The organism is Pseudomonas sp. FP603 (genome assembly GCF_030687415.1).
Lineage (GTDB): Bacteria > Pseudomonadota > Gammaproteobacteria > Pseudomonadales > Pseudomonadaceae > Aquipseudomonas > Aquipseudomonas wuhanensis.
In genome coordinates, this window is the sequence record NZ_CP117431.1 from 5,179,069 (window position 1) to 5,202,736 (window position 23,668).

At 60.4% G+C, this 23,668-nt stretch carries 25 protein-coding genes; 13 read left to right on the plus strand and 12 right to left on the minus strand.

The window, feature by feature from the left end:
* Positions 1-92 precede the first annotated feature (92 nt).
* Together rlmD and cysM are read right to left on the minus strand one after the other, a co-directional pair.
* Positions 93-1,445 carry a 23S rRNA (uracil(1939)-C(5))-methyltransferase RlmD gene (gene rlmD, locus PSH65_RS23930; protein WP_305422757.1) on the minus strand — a complete coding sequence of 451 codons (1,353 nt, stop codon included), beginning with the start codon at positions 1,443-1,445 and terminating at the stop codon, positions 93-95.
* Complete coding sequence (gene cysM, locus PSH65_RS23935) at positions 1,445-2,347, minus strand: cysteine synthase CysM (RefSeq protein ID WP_305422758.1); 903 nt, start codon at positions 2,345-2,347, stop codon at positions 1,445-1,447. Before cysM ends, rlmD begins: the two co-directional genes overlap by 1 nt.
* 368 nt (positions 2,348-2,715) lie before the next feature.
* Between cysM and PSH65_RS23940 the strand changes: the two genes are divergently transcribed.
* Positions 2,716-5,466: a response regulator gene (locus PSH65_RS23940; RefSeq protein ID WP_305422759.1), complete on the plus strand. Its 2,751-nt coding sequence runs from the start codon at positions 2,716-2,718 to the stop codon at positions 5,464-5,466.
* 88 nt (positions 5,467-5,554) lie between these two features.
* Positions 5,555-6,544: a 2-hydroxyacid dehydrogenase gene (locus tag PSH65_RS23945; RefSeq protein WP_305422760.1), complete on the plus strand. Its 990-nt coding sequence runs from the start codon at positions 5,555-5,557 to the stop codon at positions 6,542-6,544.
* A 5-nt stretch (positions 6,545-6,549) separates the two neighbouring features.
* On the opposite strand, the gene PSH65_RS23950 is transcribed toward PSH65_RS23945, so the two are convergent.
* Positions 6,550-6,936: a hypothetical protein gene (locus tag PSH65_RS23950; RefSeq protein WP_305422761.1), complete on the minus strand. Its 387-nt coding sequence runs from the start codon at positions 6,934-6,936 to the stop codon at positions 6,550-6,552.
* A gap of 134 nt (positions 6,937-7,070) precedes the next feature.
* Here PSH65_RS23950 and PSH65_RS23955 point away from each other — a divergent pair, with 134 nt between their 5' ends.
* A complete protein-coding gene (locus tag PSH65_RS23955) occupies positions 7,071-7,505 on the plus strand; it encodes a hypothetical protein (protein WP_305422762.1) in 435 nt (144 codons plus the stop codon).
* Positions 7,505-7,909: an META domain-containing protein gene (locus PSH65_RS23960; protein ID WP_123360293.1), complete on the plus strand. Its 405-nt coding sequence runs from the start codon at positions 7,505-7,507 to the stop codon at positions 7,907-7,909. The genes PSH65_RS23955 and PSH65_RS23960 overlap by 1 nt, the downstream gene beginning before the upstream one ends.
* A gap of 190 nt (positions 7,910-8,099) precedes the next feature.
* Here the strand turns inward: PSH65_RS23960 and PSH65_RS23965 are convergent, their stop codons facing one another.
* Positions 8,100-8,567, minus strand: a complete 468-nt coding sequence (locus PSH65_RS23965; protein ID WP_305422764.1) for a TlpA disulfide reductase family protein — start codon at positions 8,565-8,567, stop codon at positions 8,100-8,102.
* 114 nt (positions 8,568-8,681) lie between these two features.
* Between PSH65_RS23965 and arsC the strand changes: the two genes are divergently transcribed.
* Genes arsC through PSH65_RS23980 form a run of 3 tightly spaced genes read left to right on the plus strand, consistent with a single transcriptional unit; the run spans position 8,682 to position 10,055 of the window.
* Positions 8,682-9,035, plus strand: a complete 354-nt coding sequence (gene arsC / locus PSH65_RS23970) for an arsenate reductase (glutaredoxin) (protein WP_305422765.1) — start codon at positions 8,682-8,684, stop codon at positions 9,033-9,035.
* Positions 9,032-9,628 carry an NAD(P)H:quinone oxidoreductase gene (gene wrbA, locus PSH65_RS23975; RefSeq protein WP_095634377.1) on the plus strand — a complete coding sequence of 199 codons (597 nt, stop codon included), beginning with the start codon at positions 9,032-9,034 and terminating at the stop codon, positions 9,626-9,628. The genes arsC and wrbA overlap by 4 nt, the downstream gene beginning before the upstream one ends.
* Before the next feature lies 1 nt (position 9,629).
* Positions 9,630-10,055, plus strand: coding sequence for a DUF2069 domain-containing protein (locus tag PSH65_RS23980; protein ID WP_305422767.1), 426 nt, complete (start codon positions 9,630-9,632; stop codon positions 10,053-10,055).
* Positions 10,056-10,169: 114 nt separating this feature from the next.
* Here the strand turns inward: PSH65_RS23980 and PSH65_RS23985 are convergent, their stop codons facing one another.
* Both PSH65_RS23985 and ttcA read right to left on the minus strand, forming a co-directional pair.
* The gene (locus PSH65_RS23985; protein WP_007899094.1) at positions 10,170-10,844 is read right to left on the minus strand and encodes a DNA-3-methyladenine glycosylase I; all 675 of its coding nucleotides are present in this window, start codon (positions 10,842-10,844) and stop codon (positions 10,170-10,172) included.
* Between the two features lie 146 nt (positions 10,845-10,990).
* On the minus strand, positions 10,991-11,815 hold the full coding sequence (gene ttcA, locus PSH65_RS23990; RefSeq protein WP_258616594.1) for a tRNA 2-thiocytidine(32) synthetase TtcA: 825 nt from the start codon (positions 11,813-11,815) through the stop codon (positions 10,991-10,993).
* Positions 11,816-12,221: 406 nt separating this feature from the next.
* On the opposite strand from ttcA, the gene PSH65_RS23995 reads away from it, so the two are divergent.
* Positions 12,222-12,824: a Yip1 family protein gene (locus tag PSH65_RS23995; RefSeq protein ID WP_030131100.1), complete on the plus strand. Its 603-nt coding sequence runs from the start codon at positions 12,222-12,224 to the stop codon at positions 12,822-12,824.
* A gap of 158 nt (positions 12,825-12,982) precedes the next feature.
* Positions 12,983-13,477 (plus strand): SprT family zinc-dependent metalloprotease, encoded by a 495-nt coding sequence (locus PSH65_RS24000; RefSeq protein WP_008011643.1) that lies wholly within the window; start codon positions 12,983-12,985, stop codon positions 13,475-13,477.
* A 112-nt stretch (positions 13,478-13,589) separates the two neighbouring features.
* On the opposite strand, the gene PSH65_RS24005 is transcribed toward PSH65_RS24000, so the two are convergent.
* Together PSH65_RS24005 and PSH65_RS24010 are read right to left on the minus strand one after the other, a co-directional pair.
* Positions 13,590-14,771 carry a CaiB/BaiF CoA-transferase family protein gene (locus PSH65_RS24005; protein WP_305422770.1) on the minus strand — a complete coding sequence of 394 codons (1,182 nt, stop codon included), beginning with the start codon at positions 14,769-14,771 and terminating at the stop codon, positions 13,590-13,592.
* Positions 14,772-14,916: 145 nt separating this feature from the next.
* Positions 14,917-16,251 (minus strand): dicarboxylate/amino acid:cation symporter, encoded by a 1,335-nt coding sequence (locus tag PSH65_RS24010; RefSeq protein WP_305422771.1) that lies wholly within the window; start codon positions 16,249-16,251, stop codon positions 14,917-14,919.
* Between the two features lie 340 nt (positions 16,252-16,591).
* On the opposite strand from PSH65_RS24010, the gene PSH65_RS24015 reads away from it, so the two are divergent.
* Positions 16,592-17,605 (plus strand): AraC family transcriptional regulator, encoded by a 1,014-nt coding sequence (locus PSH65_RS24015; RefSeq protein ID WP_305422772.1) that lies wholly within the window; start codon positions 16,592-16,594, stop codon positions 17,603-17,605.
* A gap of 125 nt (positions 17,606-17,730) precedes the next feature.
* Here the strand turns inward: PSH65_RS24015 and PSH65_RS24020 are convergent, their stop codons facing one another.
* The 4 genes from PSH65_RS24020 to PSH65_RS24035 all read right to left on the minus strand — a co-directional run bounded on the left by PSH65_RS24020 (position 17,731) and on the right by PSH65_RS24035 (position 21,369).
* Entirely contained in the window at positions 17,731-18,090 is a 360-nt protein-coding gene (locus PSH65_RS24020; protein ID WP_305422774.1) for a DUF6124 family protein, read from the minus strand.
* Positions 18,091-18,523: 433 nt separating this feature from the next.
* Positions 18,524-19,870 (minus strand): ATP-binding protein, encoded by a 1,347-nt coding sequence (locus PSH65_RS24025; RefSeq protein ID WP_305422775.1) that lies wholly within the window; start codon positions 19,868-19,870, stop codon positions 18,524-18,526.
* A complete protein-coding gene (locus PSH65_RS24030; RefSeq protein WP_305422776.1) occupies positions 19,867-20,544 on the minus strand; it encodes a response regulator transcription factor in 678 nt (225 codons plus the stop codon). Before PSH65_RS24030 ends, PSH65_RS24025 begins: the two co-directional genes overlap by 4 nt.
* Before the next feature lie 222 nt (positions 20,545-20,766).
* The gene (locus PSH65_RS24035; RefSeq protein ID WP_305422777.1) at positions 20,767-21,369 is read right to left on the minus strand and encodes a hypothetical protein; all 603 of its coding nucleotides are present in this window, start codon (positions 21,367-21,369) and stop codon (positions 20,767-20,769) included.
* A gap of 147 nt (positions 21,370-21,516) precedes the next feature.
* Between PSH65_RS24035 and PSH65_RS24040 the strand changes: the two genes are divergently transcribed.
* The 3 genes from PSH65_RS24040 to PSH65_RS24050 all read left to right on the plus strand — a co-directional run bounded on the left by PSH65_RS24040 (position 21,517) and on the right by PSH65_RS24050 (position 23,641).
* Positions 21,517-22,308: a dienelactone hydrolase family protein gene (locus tag PSH65_RS24040; RefSeq protein ID WP_305422778.1), complete on the plus strand. Its 792-nt coding sequence runs from the start codon at positions 21,517-21,519 to the stop codon at positions 22,306-22,308.
* A 163-nt stretch (positions 22,309-22,471) separates the two neighbouring features.
* Positions 22,472-23,197, plus strand: a complete 726-nt coding sequence (locus PSH65_RS24045; RefSeq protein ID WP_305422779.1) for a 4'-phosphopantetheinyl transferase — start codon at positions 22,472-22,474, stop codon at positions 23,195-23,197.
* 90 nt (positions 23,198-23,287) lie between these two features.
* The gene (locus PSH65_RS24050) at positions 23,288-23,641 is read left to right on the plus strand and encodes a hypothetical protein (RefSeq protein WP_305422782.1); all 354 of its coding nucleotides are present in this window, start codon (positions 23,288-23,290) and stop codon (positions 23,639-23,641) included.
* Positions 23,642-23,668: the final 27 nt, after the last annotated feature.

Here is a 23,668-nt window from a genome sequence, read left to right on the forward strand (position 1 = left end):
TCAAATCGCTGACCGTTGCTGCCCGTGTGCACTCGCGGGGCTAAGACGAATGCGCTTTGCACGAGCGGGTCAGTCGGACCAGACGAGCCGTCCTAGCTCGCGTCAAATAACGCCATGGCCTCGACATGTGCCGTCTGAGGAAACATATCGAGAATCCCGGCACGTTTTAACCGGTAGCCCTGCTTGATCAATTCGGCCGTGTCGCGCGCCAACGTTGCAGGGTTGCACGACACATACACCAATCGTTTGGCGCCCAGGGACGCCAGCTTGCGCACCACCTCGAAAGCGCCGTCGCGAGGTGGGTCCAAGAGTACCGCACAAAAGCCTTCATCGGCCCATTCGGCATCGGCCAAAGGCTGGGATAAATCGGCCTGAAAAAACTTTGCGTTATGCAGATTATTGCTGACAGCATTCGCGGCGGCACGCTCGACCATCGCCTGCACGCCCTCCACCGCCACCACTTCGCGAACGGTTTTGGCCAGCGGCAAGGCAAAGTTGCCCAACCCACAAAACAGATCCAGAACCCGCTCATCAGATTTCGGCGCCAACCACGCCAACGCCTGGGCGACCATCGCTTCGTTGACCCCGGCATTGACCTGGATGAAATCCCCCGGCCGATACGCCAGGTTCAAGTCCCACTGTTCAAGGCGATAGCCCAGCGACTGATCGGCCTCGACCGGTTGGGGCTCGCCCTCCCCATGCAGCCACAACTGGGCTTCATGGAACGCGCAGAATTCCTTGAGGATGGTCATGTCGGCTTCGGACAACGGCGCCATGTGCCGCAGCAATACCGCCAATGACGAACCACTGAACAACTCCACATGCCCCAGTGCCTGAGGTTTGCTCAAGCGCCGCAGCATCTCCGGCAAGCGGGTCATGATCGGTTGCAAGGGCTGTACCAGCACCGGGCATTCGTTGATGGCGACGATGTCCTGACTGCCGGCAGCGCGGAAGCCGACCTCGAGTTTTTTCGCTTTCATGTCCCAACGCACCGCCACTCGGGCGCGACGACGGTAGCCGAATTCCGGACCGCTCAACGGCGCTGCCCACTCATCAGGTTCGACACCGGCAACCCGCGACAATTGCTCGGCGAGCATGCGCTGTTTCAGGGCGAGCTGTTCGTTGTGGGGCAGATGCTGCACGCTGCAACCGCCACAACGAGCGGCATGAGCGCACGGTGCCGGGCGGCGCAATTCACTGGACTGGAACACGCGCTCGGTGCGCGCCTCGACCACTTTTCCGTGGGCACCCAAGACCCGCACCTCGACATCTTCACCGGCCAATGCGCCGATGACGAACCAGGTGCGACCTTCGAAAAACGCGATACCGCGACCGTCATTGGCCAGGCGCTCGATGGTCAAGCGCTGCTTTTTGCCGGTCGGGACTTGCGGGGCCTTGCTGCCGCCCGTGGGCTGGAAGCGCAGGCCTCTCTCGTGCTTGGCCATCAGTTGGGCGCGTCGAAAATGCCGGTCGACAAGTAACGGTCGCCACGGTCGCAGATGATCGCGACGATCACCGCGTTTTCAACTTCCTTGGACAGACGCAGCATCGCCGCCACGGCACCGCCAGAAGACACACCACAGAAGATGCCTTCTTCGCGGGCCAGACGACGGGTCACGTCTTCGGCTTCGCTTTGCGCCATGTCGACGATCCGGTCCACGCGATCGACCTGGTAGATCTTCGGCAGATATTCCTGCGGCCAGCGACGGATGCCCGGAATCGCCGAGCCTTCCATCGGTTGCAGGCCGATGATCTGCACGTTGTCGTTCTGTTCCTTGAGGTAGCGCGAAACACCCATGATGGTGCCGGTGGTGCCCATCGAGCTGACGAAATGCGTGATGGTGCCCTGGGTCTGACGCCAGATTTCCGGGCCGGTGGTGGTGTAGTGCGCCTCGGGATTGTCGAAGTTGGCAAACTGGTCCAATACTTTGCCCCGGCCCTCGGCTTCCATTCGCTGGGCGAGGTCGCGCGCGCCTTCCATGCCTTCTTCCTGGCTGACCAGAATCAGCTCGGCGCCATAGGCCGTCATCGCGGCTTTGCGTTCGGCGCTGGAGTTGTCCGGCATGATCAGGATCATCTTGTAACCCTTGATCGCGGCAGCCATGGCCAGGGCGATCCCGGTGTTGCCCGAGGTCGCTTCGATCAGCGTATCGCCGGCGTGGATCTGCCCGCGCAATTCGGCGCGGGTGATCATCGACAGCGCCGGACGGTCCTTGACCGAACCCGCCGGGTTATTCCCTTCGAGCTTGAGCAAAAGGGTGTTGCTGGTGGCGCCAGGCAGGCGCTGCAAACGGACCAGCGGAGTGTTGCCGACGCAATCGGCGATGGTTGGGTACTGCAAGGTCATGGCGTATTCGCAATCCAGACTGCGGGGGCGCCTATCATACCGGCAAACGTGCGCAGGCCATATCACGCAAAGTAAGGGGCTTATGGTTTATGGGAATAAGGGCGGTTTTTATCGTGGATGTGAGGGGCCTCTTCGCGGGCAAGCCCGCAATGGCGTCATCAGCCAATAAAGCAACTCGGCCGTGTTTAAGGGATTGCCTGGCCAGGGGCACCCCAAGGTTTGTCCCTGGCCACCAAAGCATGGAACTGGCCGACGAATGACGACATCAATTTTACGAAGATTGCCCGCATGCAAATCGCTACACTGCGCAGGTGGCACGTGCCGGACGCATGTGCAGGTCAATAAACAGCTGGATGCGGGAGAGATGCGTGCTCAAGAAACTGGGAATTAAAGGCCGCGTGCTGTTGCTGACCCTGTTGCCGACCACCTTGATGGCGCTGGTTCTGGGCGGCTATTTCACCTGGATGCAGCAATCGGACCTGCAAGCCCAACTCATGCAGCGCGGCGAAATGATTGCCGAGCAGCTGGCGCCGCTGGTGGCACCGGCGATGGGTCATAAAGACAACGACCTGTTGGAGCGCATCGCCACCCAGTCCCTGGAACAAACCGACGTGCGCGCGGTGACCTTCCTCGCCCCCGACCGCACGCCGCTGGCCCATGCCGGCCCGACCATGCTCAATCAGGCCCCTTTGGGCAACGGTTCACAGTTGCTGCGCCGCAGTGGCAATGACGCCACGCGTTACCTGCTGCCGGTGTTCGGCAAGCACCGCAACCTGGCCGGCGACCTGATCCCGGATGAATCCGACCGTCTGTTGGGCTGGGTCGAACTCGAACTGTCCCACAGCGGCATGTTGCTGCGCGGTTACCGTAGCCTGTTCGCCAGCCTGCTGCTGATCGGAGGGGGGCTGGCCGGTGCGGCGTTATTGGCGTTGCGCATGGGCCGGACCATCAACCGGCCGCTGAGCCAGATCAAACAAGCCGTGGCGCAGCTCAAGGACGGGCACCTGGAAACCCGCCTGCCGCCCCTCGGCAGCCAGGAGCTGGATGAACTGGCGTCCGGTATCAACCGCATGGCCGGAACCCTGCAGAACGCTCAGGAAGAATTGCAAAACAGCGTCGACCAGGCCACCGAAGACGTGCGTCAGAACCTGGAAACCATTGAAATCCAGAACATCGAGCTGGACCTGGCACGCAAGGAAGCCCTTGAGGCGAGCCGGATCAAATCCGAATTCCTGGCCAACATGAGCCATGAAATCCGCACGCCGCTCAACGGCATTCTCGGCTTCACGCATTTGCTGCAAAAAAGCGAGCTGACCCCGCGCCAGCTCGATTACCTGGGCACCATCGAAAAGTCCGCCGACAGCTTGCTGGGGATCATCAACGAGATTCTCGACTTCTCGAAAATCGAGGCCGGCAAACTGGTGCTCGACCATATTCCGTTCAACCTGCGCGACCTGCTGCAAGACACCTTGACCATCCTCGCCCCGGCCGCCCACGCCAAAGAGCTTGAGCTGGTGAGCCTGGTTTATCGCGATACACCACTGTCGCTGGTGGGCGATCCGCTGCGACTCAAGCAGATCCTCACCAACCTTGTGAGCAACGCGATCAAGTTCACCCGCGAAGGCACCATCGTCGCCCGAGCCATGCTCGAAGAAGAGCATGAAGACAGCGTGCAACTGCGCATCAGCATTCAGGACACCGGCATCGGTCTGTCGAATCAGGACGTGCGCGCCTTGTTCCAGGCCTTCAGCCAGGCCGATAACTCGCTGTCCCGGCAACCTGGCGGCACCGGCCTGGGGCTGGTGATTTCCAAACGCCTGATCGAACAGATGGGCGGCGAGATCGGCGTCGACAGCACACCGGGTGAAGGCTCGGAATTCTGGATCAGCCTGAGCCTGCCCAAAACCCGCGACGATGCCGAAGACCTGCCCGGCCCACCCTTGCTCGGTCATCGGGTGGCGGTTCTGGAAAACCATGAGCTGGCCCGTCAGGCATTGCAGCATCAACTGGAAGACTGCGGTCTGATGGTCACGCCGTTCAACACCCTGGAAAGCCTGGCCAATGGCGTGACCGGCGCCCATCAGACCGATCAGGCCATCGGTCTGGCAGTGCTCGGCATCACCAGCAATGACATGCCGCCGGAGCGTCTCAACCAACATGTCTGGGATCTCGAACACCTGGGCTGCAGAGTGTTGGTGCTGTGCCCGACCACCGAACTGACGCTGTTCCACCTCTCGGTGCCCAACCCCCACAGCCAGCTGCAGTCCAAACCGGCCTGCACGCGCAAACTGCGCCGGGCCCTGTCCGATATGGTCAACCCGCGCCAGCAGCGCAGCGACCCCGGCGAGCCGCTTTCCAGTCGCGCGCCGAAAGTCCTTTGCGTCGATGACAACCCGGCCAATCTGCTGCTGGTGCAAACCCTGCTCGAAGACATGGGCGCCAAAGTGCTCGCGGTGGAAAGCGGTTACGCCGCGGTCAAGGCGGTGCAGAACGAGACCTTCGACCTGGTGCTGATGGACGTGCAGATGCCCGGCATGGATGGCCGCCAAAGCACCGAAGCCATTCGTCAGTGGGAAAGCGAGCGGCATTGCACGCCACTGCCGATCGTCGCCCTCACCGCCCACGCGATGGCCAACGAAAAACGCGCGTTGCTGCAAAGCGGCATGGATGACTACCTGACCAAACCCATCAGCGAACGGCAACTGGCGCAGGTGGTGTTGAAATGGACCGGCCTGGCGTTGCGCAATCTGGGGCCGGAGCGCTCCAGCGAAAGCAATCACGGTAATGAATTGCAGGTGCTCGACCACGACGAAGGCCTGCGCCTGGCGGCCGGCAAAGCTGATCTGGCGGCGGACATGCTGGCAATGCTGCTGGCCTCCCTGGAGGCTGACCGCGAGGCCATCCGCGTCGCTCGTGAAGCCAATGACCAGAATGCCCTGATCGAGCGAGTCCATCGCCTGCATGGGGCCACCCGTTATTGCGGCGTCCCGCAGTTGCGCTCCGCCTGCCAGCGCAGCGAAACCCTGCTCAAGCAACAAGACCCCAAAGCCTCCGGTGCCCTGGAAGAACTCGAACGAGCCATCAATCGCCTGGCGGCCCATGCGCGTATCGATGCCTGATGCAGCGCAATAACGCCGGGCGCCTTGCAGGCTAAGCTCAAGGTCTGTAGCAGCTGCCGAAGGCTTGCTACACAGCCAGGAGGACAACATGCGCACGATTCTTTTCAGCAGCCAGACCTACGACCGCGACAGTTTCATGAGCGCAGACCTGCCCGCCGGCATCGAGTTGCATTTCCAGCCGGCGCGCCTGAGCCTCGACACCGTGGCGCTGGCGGAGCATCACGAAGTGGTCTGTGCCTTCATCAATGATGACCTCAGTGCTCCGGTACTCGAACGTCTGGCCGCGGGCGGCACACGCCTGATCGCTCTGCGCTCGGCCGGTTACAACCATGTCGACCTGGCGGTGGCCAAGCGCCTGGGACTTTCGATTGTGCGGGTTCCGGCCTACTCGCCTCACGCGGTGGCCGAACATGCGGTGGCGCTGATCCTGGCGCTTAACCGCCGACTGTACCGTGCCTACAACCGTACTCGTGAGGGGGATTTCAGCCTGCACGGGCTGACCGGTTTCGACCTCGTGGGCAAGACCGTCGGCGTAGTCGGCACCGGGCAGATCGGCGCGACCTTCGCGAAAATCATGAACGGCTTCGGCTGCCGGTTGCTGGCCTGTGATCCTTACCCGAACCCGCAGGTCGAAGCGCTCGGCGCGCGCTACCTCAGCCTGCCGCAACTGCTGGCCGAGTCGCAGATCATCAGCCTGCATTGCCCGCTCAATGAACAAAGCAAACACTTGATCAACAGCGAAGCGCTGGCGCGTATGCAGCCCGGCGCGATGCTGATCAACACCGGGCGCGGCGGCCTGGTGGACACGCCGGCGCTGATCGACGCGTTGAAGGACGGCCAATTGGGCTATCTGGGGCTGGACGTGTATGAAGAGGAGGCGCAGCTGTTTTTCGAGGATCGGTCCGACCTGCCGCTGCAGGACGATGTGCTGGCGCGCCTGCTGACCTTTCCGAATGTCATCATCACCGCGCACCAGGCCTTCCTCACCCGCGAAGCCCTGGGCGCGATTGCCGCGACCACCCTGCAGAACATCGCGGCCTGGGCGGCCGGTTCGCCACAGAATCAGGTCGAGAGCTGATCGGCTCAGGCCTTGGACAAAAGGATCATCAGGGCCAGCCAGCCGAAGCCCAGCAAGCGCTGCCCCAGCGAATGCCCGCGACGCAGCAGGAACCAGACAAAAAACGGCGGCAGAAAGAAAATCATCAGTTTCAGCCATTGCTCCACCGGACGCGGCCCGCCGGGTGCCGGTGCCGGGATCTCTGCCTCGACTTCGGTTTTACGTTTGCGCCCGAAAGCGGCCGGGGTCACTCTGGGCACGCTCTCATTGGTCGGTAAACGCCCGAAAGAAAGAGGCGCCTGCGTTGCCGTGGATGTAGCGGCTTCTGCCACCGCAGGTGCACCGCAATGAATGCAAGCAGGCGCCGTAGAGCTGATGCGTTGCTTGCACTCAAAACATTCGATCAACGCCATTTCTGTTCCTTAGAGATGCAAAAGCGGCAGTGTGCCATGACTCGGCAGGTCATTTGAACCAGATCGAAGGTTACATGCCCGCGCCATGCTGCGTTCATGCCCGTGCTAGCATATCGCGCATATTTGGAGGACCCATGGTCGAACACGATTTTCGCTACAGCCTGATGAACCCGCAACACACCCTCACCGAATGCCGCGCCCTCGTGCCGGGGCGTTATCAAGTCACCGGCAACGGTGGCTCGATTCGTAATAACGACGTGCTGATAGTGACCCTTAAAGGCAGCAAGGACTTGTCCATGCGCCTGACCGTCGAAACGGTTCGCCATCTGATCAACCCGCCGGGCCAATGGGTCGCGGTGGCCAGTGGTCCGGTGTTCGGCGAACTGGCAATCCACACCTGGAAAGTCAACTGCGACAGCTGCGCCAAAGAGCTGAGCTTTGAGTTCGCGGTCGACGCCAAGCTGGGCAACAAGGCGGAAAAACCGGCGGCCACTGCGCGCATTGCCGAGCTGGGCTGGGCCACAGTCGGTGACAAGCACCTGTGCAAGAAGTGCCAGGAGCCTGCGTAATGAAACGCCTTGCTCTGACCGCCATGGCTGGCGCCAGCCTGTTGGGCTGCGCCGCCGAACCGGTGCAATTGCAACAAAATCGCAGCTACATTCTGGAATGGATCGGCGAGCGTCCGCTGATGGACTACAGCCATCTGACCATCACCCTCGATGAAGACGGTCGGGCCTATGGCAATGGCGGCTGCAACCACTGGTTCGCGCCGTATACCCTGGAAGGCGACAAGCTGAGCTTCGGCAAGATCGGCAGCACCCGCAAAATGTGTGCGCCGGCGTTGATGGAGCAGGAGAAACGCTTCCTGCAGGCGCTGGAGAACGTGCAGCGCTGGGATGTATCACCAATCGACCAGATGCGCTTCTGGCCGGCGCAAGGCAAACCGTTGCGTTGGTGGCTTGAAGAGGGTTGATCACCCCGGTTGTAGCCAACTGAACAACTGTGGCGAGGGAGCTTGCTCCCGTTGGGCTGCGAAGCAGCCCTAAACCCTGAAGCCTCGGTTCATCAGACATTGCGCCTGCACAGGTTTTGCGACTGCTGCGCAGCCGAGCGGGAGCAAGCCCCCTCGCCACAAAGCTCCCTCGCCACAGGTCGGCGCTCGGTCAGTTGACCGCCTGCAACGCCTCAAGCTTCGCCATCACCCCCGCCGCCGTTTGCTCGCCCATCAACTGTTCCCGCACCTTGCCCTTATTATCAATGATGTAAGTCACGGGCAGCGCTTCACTGCGCGGCAACTCGAAAAGGTCGGCCGGATCCTGGGCCAGCACGGTGAACTTGATCCCTAGTTTTTCACTGGCGCTTTTCAGCTCTTCGCCCTGCACATTGTCGAAGTTGACCCCGAACACCCCGATCTTCTTGCCCTTGAGCTGCTCGGCCAGCACGTTCAATTCAGGAATCTCTGTCCGGCACGGGCCGCACCACTCAGCCCAGTAATTGAGCACCAGCCATTGTTTGTCCAGACGCTCGGCGGCGACTTTGTGGCCATTTTGGTCGGTACCATAGTCATTGCCGCAGCCTCCCAGTAATAACGCCCCCATGATCGCCAATGCCGCTGCCAGTCGCCTTGTCATGTCTCAATCCTTGTCAAAAATAGAATGCACCTGCGACCCATCGCCTCCCAAGGTTCTGGATTACGCGCCGCACAGTTAGAATAGCCGTCACTTTACGCAAGAAGCGACCCGCACATGACCGATCTGACGCTTTATCACAACCCGCGCTGCTCGAAATCCCGCGGTGCGCTCGAACTCATCGAAGCCCGTGGCCTGACCCCAACCGTGGTCCGCTACCTGGAAACCCCGCTGGACGCCGCGCAAATCCAGAGCCTGCTGAGCAAGCTCGGCATCAGTGCCCGGCAATTGCTGCGCACCGGCGAGGACGAGTACAAAACCCTCAACTTGGCCGATAGCAATTTGAGCGAGGCACAATTGATCGCCGCCATCGCTGCGAACCCGAAACTCATGGAGCGGCCGATTCTCGAAGTCGGCGACAAAGCCATCATCGGCCGTCCACCGGAAAATGTGCTGGAGTTGCTGCCGTGAGTGCGCCGTACATTTTGGTGCTGTATTACAGCCGCAGCGGCTCGACCAATGAAATGGCCCGGCAGATTGCCCGTGGCGTCGAGCAGGCCGGCCTGGAAGCGCGCCTGCGCACCGTGCCGGCGATCTCCACTGAATGCGAAGCGGTGTCGCCGGACATTCCCGATGAAGGCGCGCTGTACGCCAGCCTCGACGACTTGAAGAACTGCGCCGGCCTGGCCCTCGGCAGCCCGACCCGGTTCGGCAACATGGCCGCACCGTTGAAGTACTTTCTCGATGGCACCAGCAACCTGTGGCTGACCGGCGCGCTGGTGGGCAAACCGGCCGGGGTCTTCACCTCGACCGCGAGCCTGCACGGCGGCCAGGAAACCACGTTGCTGTCGATGATGTTGCCGTTGCTGCACCACGGCATGCTGATCACCGGCCTGCCTTACAGCGAGTCGGCGCTGCTGGAAACCCGCGGTGGCGGCACGCCTTACGGCGCCAGCCATCACGCCGGTGCCGATGGCAAAAGCGGTTTGAATGAACACGAAGTTGCGCTGTGCCGGGCCTTGGGCCTGCGGTTGGCGAAGACTGCGCAAAAGTTGGTGAGCTGACATGGCCAAAAAGCCGAAGATTCTGCCCTCCATCGAATGGCTCGAACCGCGAGTAAGGGCGATGCGCGTCATCAGCCTGCTGTGCTTTTTCGGCCTGGTGGGACTGCTCTGCGTCTACTACCTGGTATTCGCCGATCTGCATGGCGCGCGGCCATGGGTGATTCTGCTGATCGAACTGGTGCCGCTGCTGTTGCTGGCGCCGGGGATGATCATCGGCAGCGCCCGTGGGCATTCGTGGATGTGTTTTGTGGTGAACCTGTATTTCATGAAAGGCGCATTGGCCGCCTATGACCCGAACCGGCAACTGTTTGGTTTACTGGAGATGGGCGCCAGCCTGGCGGTGTTCTGCTCGGCAATGTTGTATGTGCGGTGGCGGTTTCAGTTGAATCGCAAGTTGGCGGGTGAAGGCGAGACCAGCGTCGCTTGACACACCGCCATCGCAGGCAAGCCAGCTCCCACAGGATCTGTGTTGAAACACAATGGTGTGATCAACTCAAAACCCTGTGGGAGCGGGCTTGCCCGCGATGAAATCGACTCGGTCTCAATGATTCACGGTGTAAGCCAGCATCATCGAAATCTGGCTCATCGGCCGTCCACCGCTCTCTTCATGCCACTGGTTGAACGCATTCTGCACCGTGGCCATGTCCCTCAGACTAGTCGGCACCTTATCGACGATCTTCTGCGCACTCAGCGCTGCTACCACGTCGTAGCTCGGCACGAAGGTGTCCTTGCCCACCATCCGCAAGAATCGCGGTGCCGATAACCCGCCCAACTGATGCCCGTGTTTTTTCAGGTAGGTCCACAACCCGACGATGTCGGTCACCGGCCATTCGGCGATCAACGCGCCAAAGCTGCCCTTCTCATGGGCCACGTCCAGAATGAACTGCGCATTGCGCGGTACGCTCTTGAGTTTGCCCAGGTGGCGGATGATCCGTGCGTCCTGCATCAAACGCTCCAGATGCTCGGCGCTCATCAGCACGACTTTTTCCGGGTCGAACTTGAAGAACACCTCTTCGAACGCCGGCCACTTGGCGTCCACCAGGCTGTGCTTGAGCCCGGCGCGGAACACCCGCAACGCCATGGTCGAGAGGTAGCGGTCGTCGCTGATCTTGCGCAATTGCGCCGGGGTCTTGGGAACGGGCAGATGGGCTTCCAGTTCAGCCGCCGAACCGAAGCGGTTCAAGCAGTATTCGTTCAGCCACTTGTAGTCGCGCATGCCCTCTCCTGAGGATTGAAATGAAAACGGCGCCTGCGAGCGATAAAACCTGTGGGAGCGGGCTTGCTCGCGAAAGCGGTGTGCCATTCAACATGAATGTTGGCTGACACTACGCATTCGCGAGCAAGCCCGCTCCCACATATCGCTCAGAGGTTTACTACGTTGACGAACCGCGATGCGGCGGTTTCATCGATGCGCAGATTGGTGAAGTCAAACAGATTGCGGTCGGCCAGTTGCGACGGGATCACGTTCTGCAAACTGCGGAAAATGCTTTCGGTCCGGCCAGGGGTCTTGCGTTCCCAGTCCTGCAGCATCTCTTTAACCACCTGGCGTTGGAGGTTTTCCTGGGAGCCACAGAGGTTGCACGGGATGATCGGGAATTGCTTGAAGTCCGAGTAAGCCTGGATGTCTTTTTCGTTGCAGTAGGCCAGCGGGCGGATCACCACGTTGCGACCGTCGTCGGCGCGCAGCTTCGGCGGCATGGCCTTGAGCGAGCCGTTGAAGAACATGTTCAGGAAGAACGTCTCGACGATGTCGTCGCGATGGTGACCAAGGGCCATTTTGGTCGCGCCGATTTCATCGGCAAAGGTGTAGAGCGTGCCGCGACGCAGGCGCGAGCACAGCGAACAGGTGGTCTTGCCTTCCGGGATCAGCTCCTTGACCACCGAATAGGTGTCTTTCTCGACGATGTGGTACTCGATGCCCAGTTCTTTGAGGTAAGCCGGCAGCACGTGCTCGGGAAAACCTGGCTGCTTCTGGTCCATGTTCACGGCCACGATCTCGAACTTGATCGGGGCGACCTTCTGCAAATGCATCAGCACGTCGAGCAGGGTGTAGCTGTCCTTGCCACCGGACAGGCAGACCATGACCTTGTCGCCGTCTTCAATCATGTTGAAATCGGCGACAGCCTCACCCGCCTGGCGGCGAAGGCGCTTTTGCAGTTTGTTCTGGTTGACCGTAAGAGTGCCCATGACGCGAAATCCGTGAGGTGTGACGAAAGGCCGGCATTTTACGCAAAAACCTATGACTTGAGCATACCCCTGTGGCGAGGGAGCTTGCTCCCGCTCGGCTGCGAAGCAGTCGCAAAATCTGCCGCTACGGTTTGCCTGACACAACAGGGTGGATGTCTTGGGGCCGCTTCGCGCCCCAGCGGGAGCAAGCTCCCTCGCCACAGGTTTCATTCGGCACAGACCCGGCGGCGATTAACAGGATTTTTTACAGCGCGATTTGCTCTAAGCCCTTCGCACTATTACCGGTAACTCCTTTCTATACTGCGGCATAAGGTCGCACACATATTCAGACCTGTACTTACCTGGCCACTTTGGCCCGTAAGCGCTCCGCTGGGGGGCGATGGCAACAACAAGAGGAGTGACTGGCATGATCCATCACGTAGTGGGGCTCTTCACCCACCCTGACCAGGAATGGAAAGAAATCCGTGGCGACCAGGAGGAAAGCATCAGCCACATGTACCTCACGCATACCCTGATTCTGGCGGCGATCCCTGCCGTGTCGGCGTTTATCGGCACCACGCAGGTCGGCTGGGTCATTGGTAACCGGGCGCCGGTAATGCTGACCATGGAAAGCGCGCTGTGGATGACCATCATGTCGTACCTGGCAATGCTGGGCGGTGTCGCGGTGATGGGCGCGTTCATCCACTGGATGGCCCGCACCTATGACGCCAACCCGAGCCTGGCACGCTGTGTCGCGTTTGCCACGTACACCGCGACTCCGCTGTTCATCGGCGGTCTGGCGGCGCTGTACCCGCACATGTGGCTGGGAATGATCGTCGGCACCGCGGCCATCTGCTACACGGTGTACCTGCTGTATGTGGGCCTGCCAACGTTCATGAATATTCCGTCGGACGAGGGATTTCTGTTTTCAAGCTCGGTGCTCGCCGTAGGACTGGTGGTGCTGGTGGCTATCATGGCGTTCACGGTGATTGTCTGGGGACTTGGCGTGGGGCCGGTCTATACCAATTAGCAACACACCCACCAAAAACAAGATCTGCCAACACAGGCCGCCGCAAGGCGGCCTTCTACTCTCTAAGTAAGAGCAGGAGGTACGACCATTCGGCGCCTCGGCGATTCGCAACTCCCGAGGGTTGCGGCATACTCGACGTCTCTGGAGATCCATCAAGCATGCCCGAGCAACTCAATACCCGCGTCGAAGACTGTTTCCAACAAGCCGAATCCTTTTTCAAACGACCTTTCAAACGCCCTGTGGTGAGTCTCAAGCTGCGCGGGCAAAAAGCCGGTGTCGCACATCTGCACGAGAACCTGCTGCGCTTCAATCCGCAGTTGTACCGGGAAAACACCGAAGACTTTCTCAAACAGACCGTGGCGCATGAAGTCGCGCACCTGATCGCCCATCAACTGTTCGGCGACCGCATTCAGCCTCACGGCGAAGAGTGGCAATTGATCATGCGCGGTGTTTACGAACTGCCGCCCAATCGCTGCCATACCTACGACGTCAAACGCCGCAGCGTGACGCGCTACATCTACAAATGCCCGTGCGCCGACAGCGATTTCCCGTTTTCGGCGCAGCGTCATGGTTTAGTGAGGCAGGGGCGGCGGTATTTGTGCCGGCGCTGTCGCAGCACATTGGTGTTTAGTGGGGAGATGCGGGTCGAATAACCCCATGATCATTCCCACGCTCCGCGTGGGAATGCATCCCGTGACGCTCTGCGTCACAGTGGACGCGGAGCGTCCATGGCGGCATTCCCACGCGGAGCATGGGAACGATCAATCAACTCACTACTTTCGCCATACGCAGCTCTTCAATCCGCTCAACACTAAACCCCAACTCCCCCAACACCTGATCGGTATGTTCACCCAGCCCCGCCCCGATATGCCGCGGCTCGGGCAACCCATTCGAAAACTTCAACGGGCAGGCCATCTGCGCCTGAGTCGAACCATCGCCCCTCGGCACCTCAGTCACCAATTCCCGCGCCTTCAACTGCGGATGCCGCACCGCTTCACCCAGGCTCAACACCGGCTCGACGCACGCATCGACCCCGGCAAACAGCTCACACAACTCGGCAAAGTCGTATTTTTCGAATTCAACTTTCAACGCTTCCTTGAGTGCCTGTTGCCGGGCCGGTTCGGGCGCCAACCCTTGGGCCGCCAATTCCGGCCGGCCCAGCGCCGTGCAGAGTTGTTGCATGAACACCGGCTCCAGACTGCCCACCGACAACCAGCGCCCATCGCGCGAGCGGTAGTAATCGTAGAAGCTGCCACCATTGAGCATCTGCGCTTCCCTGCCCGGCTCCACGCCACAGGCCAGGTACCCGGCACCGGCCATGGCATTCAAGCTGAAGGCGCAGTCGGTCATGCTCACATCCAGATGCTGCCCCTGCCCGGTCTGCTGCCGCGCGATCACCGCCGCCAGCAGGCCGATCACCCCGTGCAGCGAGCCACCCGCGACATCCGCCACCTGCATGCCCAACGGCAACGGACCGCCGTCGGCACGGCCGGTGTAGCTCGCCAGCCCCGCCAACGCCAGGTAGTTGATGTCGTGGCCGGCGCGATCCTTGTAGGGGCCGGTCTGGCCATAACCGGTGATCGACACATAAATCAGCTTCGGGTTGATCGCCTTCAAGGCGTCATACCCCAAACCGAGCCGGTCCATCACGCCGGGACGAAACTGCTCAAGCACAATGTCGTAGCCCTGCAGCAACTGCTTGATCACCTCCAGCGCCTCGGGCTGCTTGAGGTCCAGGGCCAGGCTGCGCTTGTTGCGGTTGAGGTACGCGTGGCTGGCCGACACGCCTTGATCATGCGGCGGCAATATTCGCAGCAGGTCCATGCGGGTCGGCGATTCGATGCGCAGCACCTCGGCGCCCATGTCTGCCAGCAGCAACGAGGCGAACGGCCCCGGCAGCAGTGTCGAGAAATCCAGAACCTTGAGTGATGCCAGTGGACCGAGCATAAGTGTTCTCCAGTGCAATCCCCCAAGCCTAGGCAGCCGAGGACATTGCAGCAATCACCTTATGTGTCAGCGGCGGTGACCGTTGCGCTCAAATCGCAGGCATGAAAAAACCCGCCGAAGCGGGTTTTTCATGCAGCCAGAGTACTTACTTGACGTTGACCGGGGTTGGGCCTTCAGCCACACCCAGGTCGTCTACTTCACGCTCGTCGGAGATACCGCGACCGCCTGAAGCCAGCTCGACTTGCAGCTTGTCTTCGTCCAGCTCTTTCACCCACTTGGCAACCACGAGGGTGGCCACGGCGTTACCAACAAGGTTGGTCAGCGCACGGGCTTCAGACATGAAGCGGTCGATACCGAGGATCAGCGCCAGGCCGGCCACCGGCAGAGTACCCACGGCCGACAGAGTGGCTGCCAGCACGATGAAACCACTACCGGTCACACCCGCCGCACCTTTGGAGGACAACAGCAGCACCAGCAGCAAGGTGATCTGGTGAGTCAGGTCCATCGGGGTATCGGTCGCCTGAGCGATGAACACAGCCGCCATGGTCAGGTAGATCGACGTACCGTCGAGGTTGAACGAGTAGCCAGTCGGGATCACCAGACCCACAACGGATTTCTGCGCACCCAGGCGTTCCATCTTGATCAGCATGCGTGGCAGCGCGGACTCCGAAGAGGAAGTGCCCAGCACGATCAGCAGTTCTTCACGGATGTAGCGAATCAGTTTGACGACGCTGAAACCGTGCGCGCGGCAGATGGCGCCCAGTACAACGAGCACAAACACGATGCAGGTGATGTAGAAGCAGATCATCAACTGACCCAGTTGCACCAGCGAACCGACACCGTAGGCACCGATGGTGAAGGCCATCGCACCGAATGCGCCGACTGGAGCGAGCTTCATGATCATGTTGATGATGTTGAACATCACGTGAGCAAAGCGATCGATGAAGTCCAGCACCGGCTTGCCGTAGGCACCCAGGCGATGCAGGGCGAAACCGAAGATCACCGAGAACATCAGCACTTGCAGGATGTCGCCGTTGGCGAAGGCGCCGACGATGGTGTTCGGGATCACGTTGAGGACAAAGGCAATGATGCTCTGGTCTTTACCGGCCGAGATGAAGCCAGCGATTTTGCTGGTGTCCAGGGTCGATACGTCAATGTGCATGCCGACGCCCGGTTGCACGACGTTGACCACGACCAAGCCGATCAGCAAGGCAAGGGTGGAGACAATTTCGAAGTACAGCAGCGCATAGCCGCCGGTCTTGCCGACCGATTTCATGTTCTGCATGCCGGCGATGCCGCTGACGACGGTACAGAAGATGATCGGTGCGATGACCATTTTGATCAGTTTGATGAACCCGTCACCCAGCGGCTTGAGGGCCACACCGGTCTGCGGATAGAAGTGACCGAGCAGGATGCCGATAGCGATGGCAACGATCACCTGGAAGTACAGGGATTTATACAGTGGCTGACGAGTCGTCATTGCAAAGTTCCTCAAGAGTGCCTCAGTAACAACATCCGTCTGTTGTCCCTGACACCTCATTTGCGAACCCTCCTGCACTGGAGGGATTTGTTTTGTCGAGCTGCACGCTGGCAGACCTCTGCGGCTTGTATCGCAAGCCTCGTGCCACCTTCGAAAAAAAACCTGCAAGCCTTGTGACATCAAGGGTTACAGGTTTTTTTGGGACGCTAACCAGTCACAACGATGTGGCGGATTTCCGCCCACCAGCCAAACCTCGTCCTGCAATTTGGCGGATATCCGCCTTGTTCATTCTCGACGGGCACCGCTACCATCCATTGCTCAGTGGACGGACCTGCCCCCTATGCGCGAACGCACCATCGCCAGCCATTTCGCCCGCGCCGCCCTCGGTGGCGCGCGTCGGCGTGGCTACGACTATTCGAGTCTGTTGCAGCAACTGGGGATCAGCCCCGAGTTGCTCGAGGAGCCGCGCGCCCGAATCGCACCCGAGCAATTCGCCCGATTGATCCAGGGGCTGTGGCTGGCCCTGGACGACGAATACCTGGGCTTTGGGCAGGCACCGAGCAAACCCGGCAGCTTCGCGATGATGTGCCACGCGGTGATCCACTGCCGCACGCTGGAGAAAGCGCTCAATCGCGGCTTATTGTTTTACAGCCTGTTTCCCGGCGCGCCGCGCCTGACGTTGAGCCGTGAAGGCGACATGGTTCGCCTGAGCCTGGACGATTCGCCGCTGTGGGACCCGGACCATTTCCTCAGCGAAAGCCTGTTGGTGATCTGGCATCGGTTCGGCAGCTGGCTGATCGGCCAGCGCATTCGTCTGGAGCAGGCGACGTTCAGCTATCCGAGGCCCGAACACGGGGCCGAATACGACTTGCTGTTTTCCTGCCCACTGAGCTTTTCCACCGTAACGAGCACGACGGCGCAAAGCAGTCTGTTATTTCACAGTCGCTACCTGAATATGCCGCTGTTGCAGGACGAACGAACCCTCAAGCACTTTCTCGAGCGCTCCCCCGCCGACCTGCTATCGCGCCCCGATGAAGGCGACAGCCTGAGCAGCCAGTTGCGGCGCCTGCTCAGCCGCGACAGCGCGCGCTGGCCGGATCTGGAAGCCGTGGCCGCGCACCTGCACATCAGCCCGCAAACCTTGCGTCGGCATTTGCGCGAAGAAGGCACGAGCTTTCAGGAATTGAAGGACCAGTTGCGGCGGGACATTGCGATTTATCACTTGGGACGGGCGGATTTGTCGTTGCAACAGATTGCCGAGCAGCTGGGGTTTTCCGAGCCTTCGGCGTTTCATCGGGCGTTCAAGAAGTGGACCGGGTTGACGCCGGGGGCCTATCGGGCGCAGGAGAACTGATCGTTCCCTCGCTCTGCGTGGGAATGCAGCCCGGGACGCTCCGCGTCCCTTCCAGAGCCGAACGCGGAGCGTCCGTTGAGGCATTCCCACGCAGAGCGTGGGAACGATCGGTTACAGGTTCTTCGCTAGCCTTGTGGATCGAAGTTATCCAGCACCCGATTGACGGCCAACTCACCAAGCATGACCACCTGCTGAATCCCCAACATCATGTTGCGATGTGGCATGTCCATCAATCCGGCGAACTCACTGAGCATCATGCTCGCTGAGGCCAGGGATTCGCAGGCGTTGACCAGCAGGGTTTCGTTATCGACCTCGGCGCCGACATGGTAAATGGTGCTGGGTTTGCGCTTGGTGTCTTTGGGAATGACCGGTTTGAGGTAGTAATCGAGGGCGCGGTCGGCGGCTTCGTTGAGTTTTTTCGAATCGAGGGATTCGTAGGGGGATGCCGGATCGGTTTCCGGTGGGTTGGGCGTGATCTTGAACATGTGAAGCCCCGTGGTTGGTTGAGCCGCCACGACCTATCGCTAAACAAGTGAAGGTGGCGGCTGTACGCAGGTTAGCGATCCGGGTCACAGAAACCCCGGGTAGACTCGAAGGTCTCCCACGCACAGCCACCATTACGCGAATTGCAGGCAATAAAAACTGCAATCAAAATTTGGGCGCTTTTGCGTCTGTGTAGGGGATCGGATCGCTAAACCCGATCGCTGATTCGTCAGCGACAGGCAAACGATAGAGCCCGACCTCAAGGCGCACAAGCCGGCGGATTCTGGCGTAGTCGTAGGCAGCGGCGCAAGGATGTGTAGCCTGGGAGAGTATCTGGAAGTGTCGTTTAAACAGTGCCTGTTTAGCGGTCTGACTGTGGATCTTGTGGTGGATGATCGTTCCCACGCAGAGCGTGGGAACGATCGGTGACAGGGATCAAACCACCGAAAAATGAATCCGGAACGCCGCCCCGCCCATCGGCGAATCCCCCAGTGTCAGCTTGGCGCTGTAGCTTTCGATGATGTCCTTGACCACCGCCAACCCGATCCCCTGCCCCGGATGCTGGCGATCCAGCCGCTCGCCCCGCTGCAGAATCCGCGCACGCTGATCCGGTGGCACGCCCGGCCCGTCATCTTCGACGCAGAGCTCAGTCCCGCTGAGGGTTTCGCGCACGCTGATACGCACTTCGCTCAGGCACAGGCGATAGGCGTTTTCCAGCAGGTTGCCCATCATTTCCAGCAAGGCGCCTTGCTCGATCGGCACGTAGCACTGCTCCGGCAGGTCGAAGGCGACCCGCACGCGTTTGTCGCGGTAGACCTTGTCCAGGGTGTCGCAGAGGCTTTGCAACACCGGGCGCAGGCGCACCTGATGGCGCACCAGACCACTTTTGCGCAGGCTGGCGCGTTGTAACTGATAGCCGATCTGCTGGCTCATGCGTTCGATCTGGGTTTGCAGCACCCAGGCCTGCTCGCGCTCTTGCGGCTTTTGCGCCATGTCTTCGCTGACCCCTTGTAACACCGTCAGCGGGGTTTTCAGGCTGTGGGCCAGGTCGTCGAGGGAGTCACGATAACGGCTGCGCTGCTCACGTTCGCTGTGCAACAAGCGGTTGAGGGAGCCGGTCAGGCGCAGCAATTCACGCGGGTGTTGTTCGCTGAGGCTTTCCCGGGTGCCGCTTTCGATCTGGTCGAGCTCCTGGCTCAGCCGACGCAATGCCTGCAAACCCCAGGTCAGGCCGATCCACAGCAAGGCGAGCAACACCAGCAAGGCTGCGCCAAAACCCAGATAGAGATTTTCCCGCAGGCCTTCGAGGGTGATTTCGTATTCGCGCACCGGTTGCAGCGCGACGATGCTGAACGCTGCACTTTTGCCGCCCAGCAGTTTGACCTCGACGTCATAGACGAAGAACTCTTCCCCGTTGGCTTCGCTGATCCTCGCGAACTCGTTACCGCGCCCGTCGTAACGCGGCTTGTAGTTGATTTTTTCTTCCTGGGTGGCCTTCGAGCGCCAGACCAGATGACCTTCGCGGTCATAGATATAGCCGAGCAAACGGCTGTCGGTGAGGTTGAAGCGCTCATCGGGCAGCTGCGTCGGCATCTGCAAGCGGTTGTTATCCACCCGGGCAGCGGAGATCAGCGTGGTGACGTCCGACGCCAGGCGCTGCTCGATGGAATCCTGCAACGCCAGGCTGAACGCGCCCTGCATCGCCGGCAGCAACGCCAGCATGAACAACACCGCCAGGAGCGTGGCGGCGAGCATCAATCGGACACGAAGGGAACGAATCAAGTGCAACGCTCGTTAAACAGGTAGCCGAGGCCACGCACGGTATCGATCGGTTTGAAGCCGGATGGACCTTCGAGTTTGCGGCGCAAGCGGCCGACCAGCACTTCGATCACATTCGGATCGCGCTCGTCGTCATCCGGGTAGAGCTGCTCCATCAAGCGGTCCTTGGCCACCACTTGCTGGTGATGCCGCATCAGGTACTCGAGGATCCGGTATTCGTAGGCGGTCAACGCCAGCGGTTGTTCATCGAGGGACGCCTGTTTGCGATTGAGGTCCAGCAACAAGGGGCCGGCGACGATGGTCGACTGGGTGAAACCGCTGGAGCGTCGCAGCAAGGCATTGAGCCGGGCGTCGAGTTCTTCGAACTGGAACGGCTTGACCACGTAATCGTCAGCGCCGGCGGCGAGGCCTTCGACCTTGTCCTGCCAGTTGCCGCGCGCGGTGAGGATCAGGATCGGAAAGGTTTTGCCCTGGGAACGCAGCTGACGAATCAGGTCGAGCCCGCCCATGCCTGGCAGACCAAGGTCGATCACCGCCAGGTCATGGTTGAACTGCTCGGCCTGGTACAACGCCTCCTCGGCATTGGCCACGGACTCGACCACATGACCGCTATCCGTCAGGCGGGTTTGCAGGTGATGGCGCAACAGCGCTTCATCTTCGACGACCAGCAATTTCATAACGCTCTCCTGGGCAAATCAACATCTCCAAAGGCACAGTTTCGCAACTCAAATGGTTGACAGGGCGACGCCAGTCATCAGTTAAGCCGCGAAACCTGTGGGAGCGGGCTTGCCCGCGATGACGGCAGCACATTCACCATTCATGTGTCAGACAGATCGCTATCGCGGGCAAGCCCGCTCCCACAGGTTCCGCGGCTTAACCGACTGGCAGCGAAACGCTTTTTAGAAAGCGTAGTTGGCGGACAGGTAGGTCTGGGCGCTGCTGGTCAAGTCCAGCGAACCCTGTTTGCTGCCACCGCGCTCGCTCATCTCGGTGCTGGCGTTGCTGCGCAGGTAACGGTAACCCAGCTCGACCGAGGTGTTTTGCGAAACTTGCTGCAACACACCGACCTGGCCGCCAATGGCGTAACCGATGTCGCTGTCGCGGCTGAAGCCTGGCGAATCCTGGGTCAGTTTGGTCAAACCGGCGGTGGCACCGCCGAACAATTTGGTGCTGCCCCCCAACGGATAGAACAGATCGTAGCTGCCCAGCAGGTTTTCCTGACGCAGTTTAATGCCATTGTGCGAGCCCGACACGTTGTCATAAGTGGCGTAGTAGCGGCCCTTGCTGTCTTGCTGGCCCAGACGCGCGCCCCAGGTGTTGTCCTTGCCGATCACACCGTCGGCGTTCGGGTGGTTGAGGTTGTCGTTCAGGGCGCTGGATTTTTTAACTTTGTCGCTGGTTTGGCCAAAGGTCAGGCCGGCGAAATTGGTGGTGTCGGCGTGGGCCGCCACACTGGCGCCCATCACGGTGAAAGCCAGAAGCAGTTTTTTAAAAGTAGTCATTGGGGAGTTTCCTCATGCGCTATGTGCTTTTTGGGTACGGGGCAAGGTTACTGCCCCCTCCCTGTACTGCCCCTGAACGCACTCTGAACCTGAGCTGAATCAAATCAACTACGCTGTTCTGACAACTCTTAATAAGGAGGCTTGATCATGCGTGTGTTCCTCGCCCTCGTATTACTGGCTCTGAGTGGGGCCAGCCAGGCCGCCATCCAGACCCAGGAAATCCCCTATCAAAGTGCCGACGGCACCAAGCTGATCGGCTATTACGCCTACGACGACGACATTAAAGGCCCGCGCCCAGGCGTGGTGGTGGTGCATGAGTGGTGGGGCCTCAACGACTACGCCAAGCGTCGCGCCCGTGATCTGGCCGGTCTGGGCTACAGCGCGCTGGCGATCGACATGTTTGGCGACGGCAAGAACACCGAACACGCCAAGGACGCCATGGCCTTCATGCAAGCTGCGTTGAAGGACAGCGCAGCAGCCAGCGCGCGGTTTCAGGCCGGGCTCGACTTGCTGAAGAAAAAACCACAGACCGATCCGAACAAACTGGCCGCCATCGGCTATTGCTTCGGCGGCAAGGTGGTGCTGGATGCAGCGCGTCAAGGCGTACCGCTGGCAGGCGTGGTGAGTTTCCACGGTGCGCTGGTGACCAATACGCCAGCGACGCCTGGCAGTGTGAAGGCGAAAGTCCTGGTGGAGCATGGGGCTCTGGACAGCATGGTCACGGCGGAAAACGTGACGGCGTTCAAGGCGGAAATGGACAAGGCCAAGGCCGACTACAAGTTTGTCACCCTCGAAGGCGCCAAGCATGGGTTCAGCAATCCCGAAGCGGATCGTCTGAGCCATGGCGACCATGGCGGGTCGGACATTGGTTACAGCAAGACCGCCGATGAAAAGTCTTGGGCGGATATGCAGGCGTTTTTGAAGAAGATATTTAGCTGACACAATGATCGTTCCCACGTTCCCCGTGGGAATGCAGCCCGGGACGCTCCGCGTCCCTTCGACGGTGTGACGCAGAGCGTCACTGGATGCGTTCCCACGCGGAGCGTGGGAACGATCACCTTGGGACTACCCAGCCTCAAGGCAACCCGGCAAAATGCCCGTCATGAATCCCGTCCCCGCCCTACCCGCCTGCTGCACCCCACTCGACGCCCATTGGCCGCTGCCGTTTGTGCTGCCCGATACGGTCTTGTTGGGTACCCACTTCGATACCAGGCAACTGGCCAGCGATGATTTCCAGCGCAGCGCCATCGAGCCGCCCGCGAGCATCCAGCGTTCGGTGGCCAAGCGCCAGGCCGAGTTTCTCGCCGGGCGAGTCTGCGCCCGGGCGGCGCTGCACCAACTGGAAGGGCTGAGTTTCATCCCGGCCATCGGCGAAGACCGCGCACCGGTGTGGCCGGCGCATATCGCCGGCTCGATCACTCACAGCACTGGCCGGGCCGCGGCGATTGTCGCGAACAAGGCCCACTGGCGCGGCTTGGGGATGGACCTGGAAAACCTGCTCGATGCGGAACGCGCCGAACGCCTGGCCGGGGAAATTCTCACCGGGCCAGAGTTGCAGCGCATGGCCACCGGGGCTCGCGATCAGTTGGCGATGCTGGTGACGCTGACGTTTTCGGTGAAGGAAAGCCTGTTCAAGGCGCTCTACCCGATCGTTCAGCAACGCTTTTACTTTGAACACGCCGAAGTGCTGGAGTGGAGCGAGGGTGGCGAAGTGCGGCTGCGGTTGCTGACTGACCTGTCCAGTGAATGGCGTAACGGCACAGAGCTGGATGCGCAATTTACAGTGATGGATGGGCAGCTGTTGAGCCTGGTCAGTATCAAGGCTTGAAGACTTTCAGCGTTTGGAATGGCCTCATCGCGGCATAGGTATCTACACATCTCCCGATCCTGGTCTATAAAGGGACGGCATGGATATCAAATGACCGGGCTAGATGCCCGACTGACAAAACGATACGACGAGTTAGTCATGGGACACAGTAATGGACTACCGGCGCTGGCCGCCGGGATGAAAGCCTTGCCGCGAAGCGACAAGGCTTTTGCACAGACGCAAGCCCTTTGGCGATTTTTGAGCAATGACCGGGTTCGGCCCGTTGACCTGGTTAAACCGCTGCTGGCGCTGGCCCACGAGGGTTGTCGGGATGACTGTGATGATTACGCGCTGGTCATGCACGATTGGTCTCGGCTCAATTACATGCACCACCACAGCAAGGCTGATCGCCTGCAAATGACCCACCGGGCGACATCGGTTACGAGCTGCAAAGCAGCCTGCTAGTCACCGACCGTGACGGTGCACCGATCT

Excerpts from the sequence above, each read along its gene's own strand:
- rlmD (WP_305422757.1), bottom strand. The coding sequence starts at position 1,445 with ATGGCCAAGCACGAGAGAGGCCTGCGCTTCCAGCCCACGGGCGGCAGC.
- cysM (WP_305422758.1), bottom strand. The coding sequence starts at position 2,347 with ATGACCTTGCAGTACCCAACCATCGCCGATTGCGTCGGCAACACTCCG.
- PSH65_RS23945 (WP_305422760.1), top strand. The coding sequence starts at position 5,555 with ATGCGCACGATTCTTTTCAGCAGCCAGACCTACGACCGCGACAGTTTC.
- PSH65_RS23950 (WP_305422761.1), bottom strand. The coding sequence starts at position 6,936 with ATGGCGTTGATCGAATGTTTTGAGTGCAAGCAACGCATCAGCTCTACG.
- PSH65_RS23955 (WP_305422762.1), top strand. The coding sequence starts at position 7,071 with ATGGTCGAACACGATTTTCGCTACAGCCTGATGAACCCGCAACACACC.
- PSH65_RS23960 (WP_123360293.1), top strand. The coding sequence starts at position 7,505 with ATGAAACGCCTTGCTCTGACCGCCATGGCTGGCGCCAGCCTGTTGGGC.
- PSH65_RS23965 (WP_305422764.1), bottom strand. The coding sequence starts at position 8,567 with ATGACAAGGCGACTGGCAGCGGCATTGGCGATCATGGGGGCGTTATTA.
- arsC (WP_305422765.1), top strand. The coding sequence starts at position 8,682 with ATGACCGATCTGACGCTTTATCACAACCCGCGCTGCTCGAAATCCCGC.
- PSH65_RS23980 (WP_305422767.1), top strand. The coding sequence starts at position 9,630 with ATGGCCAAAAAGCCGAAGATTCTGCCCTCCATCGAATGGCTCGAACCG.
- PSH65_RS23985 (WP_007899094.1), bottom strand. The coding sequence starts at position 10,844 with ATGCGCGACTACAAGTGGCTGAACGAATACTGCTTGAACCGCTTCGGT.
- ttcA (WP_258616594.1), bottom strand. The coding sequence starts at position 11,815 with ATGGGCACTCTTACGGTCAACCAGAACAAACTGCAAAAGCGCCTTCGC.
- PSH65_RS23995 (WP_030131100.1), top strand. The coding sequence starts at position 12,222 with ATGATCCATCACGTAGTGGGGCTCTTCACCCACCCTGACCAGGAATGG.
- PSH65_RS24000 (WP_008011643.1), top strand. The coding sequence starts at position 12,983 with ATGCCCGAGCAACTCAATACCCGCGTCGAAGACTGTTTCCAACAAGCC.
- PSH65_RS24005 (WP_305422770.1), bottom strand. The coding sequence starts at position 14,771 with ATGCTCGGTCCACTGGCATCACTCAAGGTTCTGGATTTCTCGACACTG.
- PSH65_RS24010 (WP_305422771.1), bottom strand. The coding sequence starts at position 16,251 with ATGACGACTCGTCAGCCACTGTATAAATCCCTGTACTTCCAGGTGATC.
- PSH65_RS24015 (WP_305422772.1), top strand. The coding sequence starts at position 16,592 with ATGCGCGAACGCACCATCGCCAGCCATTTCGCCCGCGCCGCCCTCGGT.
- PSH65_RS24020 (WP_305422774.1), bottom strand. The coding sequence starts at position 18,090 with ATGTTCAAGATCACGCCCAACCCACCGGAAACCGATCCGGCATCCCCC.
- PSH65_RS24030 (WP_305422776.1), bottom strand. The coding sequence starts at position 20,544 with ATGAAATTGCTGGTCGTCGAAGATGAAGCGCTGTTGCGCCATCACCTG.
- PSH65_RS24035 (WP_305422777.1), bottom strand. The coding sequence starts at position 21,369 with ATGACTACTTTTAAAAAACTGCTTCTGGCTTTCACCGTGATGGGCGCC.
- PSH65_RS24040 (WP_305422778.1), top strand. The coding sequence starts at position 21,517 with ATGCGTGTGTTCCTCGCCCTCGTATTACTGGCTCTGAGTGGGGCCAGC.
- PSH65_RS24045 (WP_305422779.1), top strand. The coding sequence starts at position 22,472 with ATGAATCCCGTCCCCGCCCTACCCGCCTGCTGCACCCCACTCGACGCC.
- PSH65_RS24050 (WP_305422782.1), top strand. The coding sequence starts at position 23,288 with ATGACCGGGCTAGATGCCCGACTGACAAAACGATACGACGAGTTAGTC.